At 37.0% G+C, this 12,353-nt stretch carries 9 protein-coding genes; 7 read left to right on the forward strand and 2 right to left on the reverse strand.

The features are described from left to right. Positions 1 to 151: 151 nt before the first annotated feature. Positions 152 to 1,420: an MFS transporter gene (locus F7984_RS02040; RefSeq protein WP_066108425.1), complete on the reverse strand. Its 1,269-nt coding sequence runs from the start codon at positions 1,418 to 1,420 to the stop codon at positions 152 to 154. 612 nt (positions 1,421 to 2,032) lie between these two features. Between F7984_RS02040 and F7984_RS18860 the strand changes: the two genes are divergently transcribed. Further along, entirely contained in the window at positions 2,033 to 2,185 is a 153-nt protein-coding gene (locus F7984_RS18860) for a hypothetical protein (protein ID WP_187393502.1), read from the forward strand. A 383-nt stretch (positions 2,186 to 2,568) separates the two neighbouring features. Here F7984_RS18860 and F7984_RS02045 read toward each other — a convergent pair whose 3' ends face one another. Next, positions 2,569 to 3,729 carry an ROK family transcriptional regulator gene (locus F7984_RS02045; RefSeq protein ID WP_066108420.1) on the reverse strand — a complete coding sequence of 387 codons (1,161 nt, stop codon included), beginning with the start codon at positions 3,727 to 3,729 and terminating at the stop codon, positions 2,569 to 2,571. 250 nt (positions 3,730 to 3,979) lie between these two features. Between F7984_RS02045 and xylA the strand changes: the two genes are divergently transcribed. The 6 genes from xylA (at position 3,980) to xylB (ending at position 12,314) form a co-directional block, all read left to right on the forward strand. Further along, a complete protein-coding gene (xylA, locus tag F7984_RS02050; protein WP_140462140.1) occupies positions 3,980 to 5,287 on the forward strand; it encodes a xylose isomerase in 1,308 nt (435 codons plus the stop codon). A 127-nt stretch (positions 5,288 to 5,414) separates the two neighbouring features. Then, a complete protein-coding gene (locus F7984_RS02055; protein ID WP_066108416.1) occupies positions 5,415 to 7,025 on the forward strand; it encodes a glycoside hydrolase family 43 protein in 1,611 nt (536 codons plus the stop codon). A gap of 53 nt (positions 7,026 to 7,078) precedes the next feature. Continuing rightward, entirely contained in the window at positions 7,079 to 8,587 is a 1,509-nt protein-coding gene (locus F7984_RS02060) for a sugar ABC transporter ATP-binding protein (RefSeq protein ID WP_066108411.1), read from the forward strand. Positions 8,588 to 8,652: 65 nt separating this feature from the next. After that, positions 8,653 to 9,615, forward strand: coding sequence for an ABC transporter permease (locus F7984_RS02065; RefSeq protein ID WP_077248174.1), 963 nt, complete (start codon positions 8,653 to 8,655; stop codon positions 9,613 to 9,615). Between the two features lie 82 nt (positions 9,616 to 9,697). Continuing rightward, complete coding sequence (locus F7984_RS02070; RefSeq protein ID WP_066108405.1) at positions 9,698 to 10,726, forward strand: sugar ABC transporter substrate-binding protein; 1,029 nt, start codon at positions 9,698 to 9,700, stop codon at positions 10,724 to 10,726. Positions 10,727 to 10,820: 94 nt separating this feature from the next. After that, a complete protein-coding gene (gene xylB / locus F7984_RS02075; RefSeq protein ID WP_066108401.1) occupies positions 10,821 to 12,314 on the forward strand; it encodes a xylulokinase in 1,494 nt (497 codons plus the stop codon). The last annotated feature ends 39 nt before the right edge of the window (positions 12,315 to 12,353 follow it).

Genomic DNA, 12,353 nt, shown 5'->3' on the forward strand with positions numbered 1-12,353 from the left:
ATTTCTATTCGGGAATATTTCCGTTTTCCTTGCTCTAAAGAAAACGTTCCCTTTGGGTTTAAAGCAAACTGCTAATAGACAAGTGAAAAAGGAGGGTATCAAAAAGAGCGAAACCACAGATGTGATTTCGCTTACTCCTTAACTATATCGCTTAATTCCATTGACCCGCTTTTTCTAATTTTTCTTTACCTTTGAACGCAATGATGATTAACAAGACACTTAACAGAATCATCCCTGCAACAGCATATAACACGTATAGATAGCTGCCCGTTGCATCAAATACAAACCCATAAGCAGGGAGCGCCGTAATACCTGCTAATGCTAATCCTAATGCTGCCGTTCCATAAATGGCGCCATATTCTTTCGTGCCGAAGATAGAAGTAGTCAATAACGGTCCTAGCGTTCCAACTGATGAAGAAACAAATCCAAATAATCCGATTGCCACTGAAAATACCATTGGATTGTCTGGTATGAAGATCAATAAGAAAACGGAAATCAATCCGACGAACATGGAGAAAAAGGTGGTTTTCTTTGCACCCATTTTATCGGTCAAGAAACCGAACACCAATGATCCAACTAAAACACCAAACATGAACACACCCATGACATTTCCGGCAAACTGGACATCATACCCAATGCTTTGTGCGTAAGGGGCAATAAATTGAGCAAAACTTGCAACCGCGGTAATTAAGAATAAAAAGAATAATAGAGCATAAAAGGCCAATGACTTTTTCGCCACTGCGGCTGTGACACCTTTGTTTTCTACCGTTTGTGCATCTTGTTTCGAATCGTTAGCTTCTACCTTGTCTAAGCCATAAGGTAATAGACCTTTTTGTAGTGGTGACATACGAATGAACAGTAAAACCACTGGTATTACAATGACAATCGCCGCAATCCCAACAATGATGTAAGAAGTTCTCCAACCTTGTGAGGCAATTAACGTTCCTACATTCGGTTGAATGATCGCCCCAAACATACCGCTCGCTGCCATCATAATACCAAGGGCTAGTCCGTTTCGTTTTTTAAACCATTGGTTTATAAGAACGGGACCTGCCAATTGTGTCACAAGAACACTACCGACAGACAGCGGAATCGCTAATAAATACCAGCCCCATACCGAATTCATCATTCCAAATAACGCAAATGCACCACCTTGTAACAGAATGGATACAATCAAGACCATACGAATATCGTATTTACCCATTATCTTTCCGGCAAACGGCAAGAATACCATCATCGCAATGGAAGAGACACTCAAGTATAGGGTAAGTTGTCCCATACCAACGCCTAAATCTTCTGACACAGGTGTTAAAAATAAACTAGCAGCATTATTTATGCCACCACGTGCAACACCCATCATAATGGCTAACCCAAACAATACCCACCAAGCAAAATGAATTTTTTTCTTTTTCTGTTGCATGTTCTACCCCTCCTGTCCCTGTATAATTTTTTCTTTCCATAACCCTTTGCTTTCGCAAAAAAATATATCAGTATGTTCTATATTTATTTTACCTTATAAAAAAGGAGAGTTACAATTTTGACCTTCCTCTTTTTTATATACTCACATAATACCTTTATCGAAGCTTAGTAGGATTAACACCTGTTTTTAATATAGCTAATGAAAAGTTCAAAGATTTTACTCAGTATATTGTTGAATCGGCTATATCAATAAGATCAATAGAAAGTAAGATTGGCAATTTAAAGGTGAAGCAACATAAGAGACATTTGGGACTTGCAAATAATTTGGCTGTTAGAAGCCAACTTACGCTTTCTATATATTCTTTTAGGTTATTTAAAAACATCACCAACATCCCATGTGTTGTCAATTACACTCCACACACGTGGAAAGTGTAGCGAAGCTTATATTAAAATAAGGAAGTCAGCCCTTTTTTGATCTGACCCAAGAAAGTTAGAAATAAATAGTCATGCTGCTTTGAGGACCTGAGTCCGTTATTCAACCGGGTTTAGGTCTTTTAATTTTGCCTTCATTCGTTTGTGATTGTAATAATGTGCCATCCAAACTTATGAAAAAGTGGCTATAAACTATTCGATTGGTAAATTCGAAACGAAGGGATATGAATGGACATATAAAGCGGAGAGTAACTGTGTTTTAGCAAAAAGGCAAGCCGGTGAAGTGTTTACGATAAGTAAAATTTCACCGGCTTTTTTGCATGCGAAAACGTGAAAAGAAAGGCCTTGCTATATATAATATTTGAAATTGAAGTGAAGAGAGGGGTGAAATGAGATTAACTTTACGATTTGTCAGTAAATTCGAGGGCAATTACTATGAAAATTGCGGTACATGGAATTTATGGCTAACAGGGATCGGAAGCGAACGTTTTATTTATGCCCTCATAGCATTTTCAGCTCTTTTATCTGGTTATCCATTGTGTGGCCTAATGAACATGGTAAAGTCGCTTGAGCCTTGATGCATGCAAGTTCTGGGAATCTAATTGAAAATGCCCAAACAAGTCTGCATAGTTGACTACTTGGGCATTTTTACCTATGGAAAATCATTTGAACGAGAGCAAACGCAAAGAAATCCATTAGGTCCATCTGAAAATTCCACTAAGCCTTTGTATTGAATTTCATATGTTTAATACCAAGGAAATTTTGGAGATTTAAGGCTAAGCCTCCTAGAAGAGTAGCTCGTTCATTAAGTTTGCTGTTTCGAACAATTATACATTTAGAAAAAGTGCTATATAGATTATTTTTTAACATTGTCATCATTTCAGGAATTTCGCGGTAAAGAGAACTATTTAAAACGATAACCTCAGGGTCGTAATGGGCAATCATATTATTTATACCGAAACTTAAATAGCGTGTATTCTCCTTGACGACTTTTTTGGCATCAGTATCCCCATTGTTATAGTATTCTCTTAAAATAATTGCATTGACATAATCCATATCTTTTAATTGTGCAAAATATTCAAAGGAAGCTTTATTTGAGGCATAGGCTTCTAAACACCCGAGATTCCCGCATTTGCACTTCTTACCGCCAGCAGAGATAATTTGGTGGCCAATCTCTCCAGCGAACCCATGCGAACCAGTTTGTATAATTCCGTCTCGGACGATACCGGCACCTATACCTCCATGAATATTAATACTGATTAAACTAGAGGATTCAGATGTAAAAGTATACTCACCTAGCGCTGATAAGTTAGCTTCGTTTTCTAGAAATATAGGGTAATCAATTAGGCTTTCAGTTATTTCACGGAATCGAATCTTATCTAAATTGTAATGTGGAGTAAAAATAATATTTCCATTAAAAACAGGTCCATGAACAGCGATTACTACACCAATAATATCGTAGAGCGATTTAGGCTTTATCTTATCAAAAGAAGAGAATATCTCAGAAAAATAAGATCTGACGGTGTCTTCATTTAAGGTAATTGGTTTCTTCTCAATGTAGGAAATTTCTTCACCATCAAGATAAGTTAATAAGGCGCGAATGTAATTATATCCAACATCAATAGAGATAGAGAGACCGGATTTTCCATTGTATTGTAGCTTGATGGGTTTACGTCCGCCTAAATTACTGCTTTGACCACTGCCTGTTTCAGTGACTAAATTGTCATCCAGTAATTTCTTAACGATGCTAGAGACAGTAGCTTTAGTTAAACCAGTTATGGTAGCCAGTTCAGCTCGTGACACACCTAGATTATTAATAATCGTCTCCAGACAAAGGGATTCATTTTGAGTACGTATAATATAATGAGAGTTTTCCATATCATAAACACCTCCTTTGTTAATTTATTTATTAAACATACTAACTAATATACTAATAGATTTTTCATGAATTTACTAGTCATTTGTTGGAAAAGTAGTAATTTACTAGTCATTTGTTGGAAAAGTAGTAATTTAGTATAAATTTATTATAGTGCGAAAATTACTTGACTACTAAAATGAAAGCGACTACAATCAAGTTAGTAAAACATATAAACAAACTAACTTGCTTAGTTTGGGAGGAGGATTTCAGATGACTTATTTTCCGAATGTAGGAAAAATCAAGTATGAGGGAAAAAACTCAGATAACCCGTTTGCTTTCCGTTATTACAATCCAGAAGAGGTTGTGGCCGGCAAAACAATGAAAGAACATTTGAGATTTGCGGTCGCATACTGGCATACAATGACACAAGATGGTAGTGATCCATTTGGTTTGCCTACAAATCAACGAACTTGGTTTGGTGAAACAGCAATGGATACAGCTAGAAACCGTGTGGTCGCTTTCTTTGAAATTTTAGAGAAACTAGGCGTTGAATATTTTTGCTTCCATGATGTGGATATTGCGCCGGAAGGTAATTCTTTAGAAGAGTTCTATAGAAATCTAGATGAAATTACTGATTTGATAAAAGAACAAATGGATAGAACTGGAATCAGATTACTGTGGAATACCGCAAATATGTTTAGTCATCCAAGATATGTAAATGGAGCAGCTTCTACTAATAATGCAGATGTATTTGCTTATGCAGCGGCACAAGTCAAAAAAGGGCTTGATATTTCCAAAAAGTTGAACGGCGAAAATTATGTGTTCTGGGGCGGCCGTGAAGGCTATGAAACACTATTGAATACAGACATGGCTCTTGAACAAGATAATATTGCGCGTTTATTCAAGATGGCTGTAGCTTATGGAGAAAAGATTAATCATAAACCACAATTTTTGATTGAACCTAAACCAAAAGAGCCATCTAAACACCAATATGATTTTGATGCTGCTACCGCATTACAGTTTATCCAAAAATATGATCTTACTGGTGAATTTAAGCTGAACCTTGAAGCAAACCATGCTACACTTGCTGGCCACACATTTGAACATGAGATTGAAGTTGCACGCATAAATAATGCCTTAGGATCTCTCGATGCGAACCAAGGTGATGTTCTGCTAGGTTGGGACACAGACGAATTCCCAACAAATGTTTATGATGTTACGATGGCCATGTATGGTGTACTAGAAAATGGAGGAATTGCACCAGGTGGTATTAACTTTGACTCTAAAGTGCGTCGTTCCAGCTTTGAAATGGAAGATTTGTTCTTAGCCCATATTGCCGGTATGGACACATTTGCTAGAGGACTAAAAGCAGCGGCTAAATTAAAAGAAGATCGCTTCTTTGATAGTTTGAAAGAAAAACGCTATGCCTCTTTCTATGAAGGAATTGGAGCTTCCATTGTTAATGGCAAGGAAGACTTAGAAAGCCTGACAGAATACGCATTAAAATTAGATGACATCAAATTGGAATCCAGTCATATTGAATACGTGAAATCTCGCTTAAATGACTATCTATACTAAAAAGGATTTACATCTCCAGTCACAGTGTATAAGCTACTTAATCTTTTAAACCTATTATATAGTATTGATTTAACAGGGTACCGTCTTTATGGAATAGCGTATAAAGAACTTAAGAATGGAGTTTATCATGAAAATTACAAATCCTATTTTAAAAGGCTTTAATGCAGACCCTTCTATTATTCGCGTAGAAGATACCTATTATATTGCGACTTCTACTTTTGAGTGGTTTCCAGGTGTAAGGATTCATGAATCAAAGGATTTGATTCATTGGCAATTAGTTTCGCATCCATTATCAACTACTGAATTGCTGGATATGAAAGGAAATGCGGATTCTGGGGGAATATGGGCGCCGGATCTATCTTACGCTGACGGGAAATTTTGGTTAGTTTATACTGATGTGAAAGTGGTAAACGGTGCGTTTAAGGATTGTACAAACTATCTGACCACCTCAGAAAATATCCATGGCCCTTGGAGTAAACCAATCAAATTAAATGGAGTAGGCTTTGATGCTTCCCTTTTTCATGATGATGACGGGCGGAAATATCTGCTGCAAATGGAATGGGATCATCGAGAATACCATCATCCATTTAATGGTATTAAGTGCACGGAGTATTCTGTGCAGGATGAACGCTTACTTCCAGAAACCGCAAAGATTATATGGAAGGGTACGGATGTAAAACTGGTTGAAGGTCCACATCTGTATAAATTATTCGGAAAGTACTATCTTTTCTGTGCCGAAGGCGGAACAACTTATACACACCAAGAAGTTGTAGCTAGATCTTCTTCGATTTATGGTGAATATGAAAGTCAACCAGATACGTTCCTGACCGCTTTTAATCATCCTGATCATCCTTTGCAAAAATGTGGGCATGGGTCTTTAGTGGATACACCGGATGGAGAATGGTATTTCGCCCATTTAACGGGACGTCCATGGCACCATTCTTACGAATCTAGCCATGATCCTCGTGGCTGGTGTACGTTAGGAAGAGAAACTGCGATTCAAAAAGTTGAATGGTCGAAAGATTTATGGCCAATGATTGTTGGTGGAAAACAAGGATGCGTTGAAGTGGAACCGCCTAAAAATGTGGTGCCAAATAGTTATCCTTCTAACTATTTGGTGATGGATGATTTTGATCAACCAGAGTTAAACATTCACTTTAACACTCTACGTGTACCATTTACAGAACAAATTGGAAAAATCAAAGATGGTCATCTTGTATTGATGGGCTCTGGAAGCTTAACTAATCTGCATGAAAATTCACTTGTGGCTAGAAGATGGCAGGCATTTGAATTTGAAGCAGAAACAAAATTAAGCTATCACCCAACAACTTTTCAACAAATGGCTGGACTGACTAATTACTACAATAGTCAGCATTGGTCCATGGTTCAAGTAACCTGGAACGAGCTTAATGGTCGTGTAATTGAAGTGACTGAGAATAATCGTGGTGTACTCACTAGCTATTTAAAGGAAAGGGCAATTGCCATTCCAGAAGAAGTTCAATATGTTTACTTTAAGACGGTTGTGAAGAAGAGCTATTATACATATGCTTATTCATTTGACGGATTAACGTGGATAGATATTCCTGTCCAATTGGATGCCAAGATCCTATCTGATGATTATGTGAATCAAAGCTATGGCGGTTTCTTTACAGGTGCATTTGTAGGAATGGTGAACGTAGACTATTCTGGTTATGAGCTAGAAGCTAAATTTGATTACTTCAAGTATCAAGAAAAATAAATAAATTGTAGCTCTTAGTTACTTATTTTCTGAGAAAGGAGGATTAAGATACCATGAAAGATGAGATTTTATTTTCAATGACTGGTATTGAAAAAAGTTTTGGCAAGGTTCATGTATTAAAGAATACTCAATTTGAAGTCCGTAAGGGCGAAATTCATGCATTGATGGGTGAAAATGGTGCTGGCAAGTCTACCTTGATGAATATTCTAGCGGGACTATTAGATAAGGATGCTGGTGAAATTACTTTTGAAGGAAAACAGATAAGCAAAATGACACCAGATCTTGCATCCGAATTAGGAATTGCTTTTGTACATCAGGAATTAAACTTAGCAGAGGATTTATCAGTTGCAGAAAATGTCTTCATCGGACGTTTGCCGTATATCAATAAGTTTCTTGGGATAATTGATTTTAAAAAATTATATGAAGATACACAGTACTGGCTGAATATGGTTGGAGCTAAGGTGAAACCTACAGATCTTGTAAGCTCTCTTTCTACGGCAAATAAGCAGTTGATTGAAATTACAAAAGCTTTGAGCTTGAATGCTAAAGTAATTATTTTTGATGAACCAACAACGTCTCTTTCTGATAAAGATGTAGAAGTATTATTTATTATTATCCGTCGCCTAAAAGAGAAAGGCTTTTCGAGTATCTATATCTCTCACCGCATGAGAGAGATCTTTGAATTATGTGAACGGATTACAATCATGCGTGATGGAAATTACATTGCGACGGAGGAAGTAAAGAGTTTATCAGAAGACCAAATTATATCCATGCTTGTTGGTAGGGAAATAAAGGATTTATATCCCAAACAACCTACCGATATTGGACCTGTGCGCTTACATGTGAAAAACTTCACATGTAAGGCCGGGAAAGTAAATGATGTGAGCTTCGAAGCAAAGCGTGGAGAAGTAGTAGGATTTGCGGGGTTGGTTGGTAGTGGTAGAACTGAAACGATGCGATTGCTTTTTGGAGCTGATCGCCTAAAATCGGGAGAAATCACTATTGATAACCGTAAAGTAACCATAAAATCTCCAGTAGATGCAATTAAGAATGGGATTGGATTATTGACGGAGGATAGGAAGCACCAAGGGCTTTTCTTGGGACTATCAATTAAGGACAATATCACAATTACTAGCTTGAAACAATTCCTTCTCAATCAGAAGCAATTAGTCAAAATCACCAATGATTCCGTTGAAGAGGTGAATATAAAAGTTAGTGACATCGATAATCCAGTTTCTAGTTTATCAGGGGGAAATCAACAAAAAGTCGTACTGGCTAAATGGTTAAATGCGGATAATCAAATTTATATTTTTGATGAACCGACAAAAGGAATTGATGTAGGTGCAAAATCAGAAATCTATGCAATTATTAATCAGCTTGCTCTTCGAGGGAAAACCATTTTGATTGTTTCATCGGAAATTCCTGAATTATTGGGTACTTGCGATCGCATTCATGTCTTCCATGAAGGAAAGATAACCGGTGAGTTAATTGTTTCTGATTATAAGAATAGAAAAGATGAAGCACAAGAATTGATTATGAAATATGCAACTGGGAGTCAATGATAAATTTCTTATCCTAGGGAGTCGTTCATCAAATCATACTTACTATGAATGATAGGAGCAAAAACATGGAAAAAGCGGGAAAAAGAATAGACTTAAAATCCCTATTTATGAATTATTCAGTGTATATAGTTTTAATCGTTCTACTGGTATACTTTTCAATCGCAAATAGTGATTTTCTTAGTTCATACAATATTGAGAATTTCTTGCAACAAATACCACCTGTAGGAATCTTAACTGTTGCATATGCCATGATTCTGATTTGTGGTTATGTTGATTTATCGATTGGTTATGTAGCAATGGCCTCTGGTATGGTAGGTTTATATGCTGCTAATAGCGGGCTTCCAGCGCCTGTTGTGATCCTCCTTGCATTGATGACAGGTGCAATATTAGGAACGATGAATGCTTTGTTAATCAAAAAGTTCGACTTACCTTCATTTATTTTGACTTTAGGTTCATGCTATGTAATTAAAGGTATGCTTGGATTTTTCACGAACGAACAATTTATTGGTTCAGAAGCAGAGTGGTTAAGTGGATTAGCCAAAACACCTATTGGTACTGAAACTGTAAAAAGTAACACATTGATATTCATTGTGATAATCGTATTATTTGTCTTTATCATGAAAAAGACACGTCTTGGAAAAAATACATATGCTGTTGGTTCTAATCAGGAGGCAGCACGCCTATCTGGTATCAATACGGACCTTCATATTGTCAAGGTCTTCATTATTGAGGGTATTCTAGCAGCAATTGCCGGTCTATTGATTGTGTCTAATTTAGATGGCGGTGCTTCAAAAGATGCCAATGGTTTGGATTTATTCGCCATGGCAGCTGCGATAATGGGCGGTACATCATTTAGTGGCGGTATTGGTACTATTGGCGGAGCTGTAGCTGGGATCATGACTTTGCAGGTATTCAAAAACGGATTAACTCTTATGGGAGTGAATTCTTTCTTGCAGGATACGGTAACAGGTCTTGTAATCATCCTGGCAATCATCATAGATTACTTCAAACGCAAAGCAAGTCGCTGATCTTGTTTTGAGCAAAAGGGTAACAAATAAGAATTGGAGTTTATTTCTACTCAAATAGATAAGGTAAAGGAGATAGTCTATCATGTTGAAAAAAGGGAAAAAACTAGTTACTGGACTCACTATTGCAACATTGTTATTAGCTGGATGTGGGAAAGAAGAAAACACTGCGAGTGGAGCTGAGGATAAGTCCTTGTATTTTGTTCCTATCGTAGATACGGGTGCCTATTGGAATCCGATGAAAAAAGGAGCAGAGGATGCAGCGAAAGAATACGGTTACACATTAGTAACGAAAACCTCCCCATCCGCTGAGCCAAGTAAGAAAGAAAAACATATTGGATTTATTAAGGAAGCAACAGCAAAAGACGTTGCAGGTATTGCAGTTGCGCCTATTGAAAAGAAAGCATTTGTTTCTCCAATCAAAGCAGCAATGGATAAAGATATCCCTGTAATCACTTTTGATGCAGATTTAGAAAATGAGGCAGATCGTACAGCTTATGTTGGAACAGATAACGTATCTGCCGGTAAAGAATTAGGGGTTCAAGCAGCTACAGAAATGAAGGAAAAAGGGATTACAAGCGGTTCAATTGCAATTGTTTGTGTAGACGTGGCACAGCCGACGATGATTGACCGTGAAAAAGGGATAAAAGAAGGCTTTGAAGAAGTTTATGGAGCTGACGCGAAGAATTTCAAATTCTTAGCTACTATCCAGGATAATGACCAACCATCTGAATCTAAGAAGCAATTAGAAGGTTATATTTCTGCGAATAAAGATTTAGTAACTGTATTCTCACTTGGTTCTGAAGGTCCAGATGTAGGTGTTATGAGTGCAATTCAATCACAAGGAAAAGCTGGAAAAATTCTTCATTATGGATTTGACTATACTGATACTTGGTTAAAAGGTATTGAAGATGGCCGTATTACTGCTATTGTTGATCAGGATGCCTATCAAATTGGTTATCAAGTAATTGAAAACCTAGTAAAAGTAATCGATGGTGAAGAAATTGATTCTACAATTCCAATTGACGTTAAATATGTTAAAGCTGATGATTTGAAAGAATATGGAGAAGGAAAAAGTAAAGTAAAAACTAGCTCTACTGACGATGCAGAATAATAAGCATAGTTCGTCATTTGGAAGATAAATAGAATGAGAGATAAACAGACTGTTTATCTCTCATGTATTAGAATGATCGTTTAGAGGTGAAAAAATGGCATACGTCTTAGGGCTAGATTTAGGTACTAGTGCAATAAAGGGATTATTAGTAAACAAAGATGGAAATCTGGTTGCAGAAGCGACGGCAACATATCCATTGGATACCCCGCAAATAGGATTTAGTGAGCAAAATCCAAAGCATTGGATAGAAGCTGCCAATCATGTAATGCTTGAGCTTTTAGAAAAGGTTCCTGATATGAAAGAGTTGTTAGAGGGAATTAGCTTTTCTGGGCAAATGCACAGTTTGGTATTGTTAGATGAGAAAGATAAGCCACTACGTCCGGCCATTCTATGGAATGATGTTCGTACCACCGAACAATGTAAGGAAATTAAAGAAAAAGCAGGGGAACTGATTCTTTCCCATACTAAAAACATTGCATTAGAAGGGTTTACTTTGCCTAAGATCCTATGGGTTCAAAAGCATGAGCCGGAAATTTGGTCAAAAGTTAAACGCATACAGTTACCTAAAGACTATTTACGTTTCTGGTTAACTAATCAATATCATATGGACTTTTCAGATGCCGCTGGTACCTTGATGTTAAATCAGGATACAAAGGAATGGGATCATGATATTTTAAGCAGATTTGATATTCCAAAGTCAATTTTACCAGATGTCGTACCTTCAACTAAAGTCGTTGGTTTCTTGAAGCCCGAGCTGCAAGAATATTATGGTTTTTCTCGTGACGTCAAGATTATTACGGGTGGAGCAGATAATGCATGTGCTGCAGTTGGAGCTGGTATTTTGCAAGAGGGTATTGGTATGTGCTCTATTGGAACCAGTGGTGTTTTTCTCTCATATGAAGAAGATGCCAAAAAGAATTATCAAGGAAAATTGCATATGTTTCATCATGCTATGGATGATGCAAACTATTCAATGGGTGTCACCTTAGCTGCAGGAAATAGTTTAAACTGGTTTAAACAAAATTTTGCACCAAATCAATCATTTGGGGAACTTTTAGCTGATATTAATTCTGTGGCTATTGGCAGTGATGGGCTTCTTTTTGCTCCATATATTGTTGGTGAAAGAACACCGTATAGTGATAGTCAGATTCGCGGAAGCTTTATTGGAATCGATACACATCATCAATTAAAACATTTTGCAAGAAGTGTATTAGAAGGTATTACTTTCTCTTTGATGGACTCAAAAATAATCATGGAGGAAATTGCAGATAAGAAATTCGATCGTATTGTGTCAGTGGGCGGTGGAGCCAAAAATAATGACTGGTTACAAATGCAGGCGGATATTTTTGATACAGCCGTTGTTAACTTAACGACAGAACAAGGGCCAGGTTTAGGAGCTGTAATGCTGGCAGCAGTTGGCTGTGGATGGTTCTCTGATTTAAATGATTGTGCAGCGCGTTTTGTTTCTTATAAAGAAGAAATCATACCTAAAGCAGAGAATGTAGAAAAATATAAAGAAGTTTATGCGCGTTATCGCAAAGTATATGAAGGAACAAAAGAGATTTGTCATAGTTACTTTGGCAAATAAGGTCTGAGGTATAACAAGTAAGATGAACTGGTTTAACGT

Origin of the sequence: Pradoshia sp. D12, from assembly GCF_008935075.1 — a bacterium.
Taxonomy (GTDB): Bacteria; Bacillota; Bacilli; order Bacillales; family Pradoshiaceae; genus Pradoshia.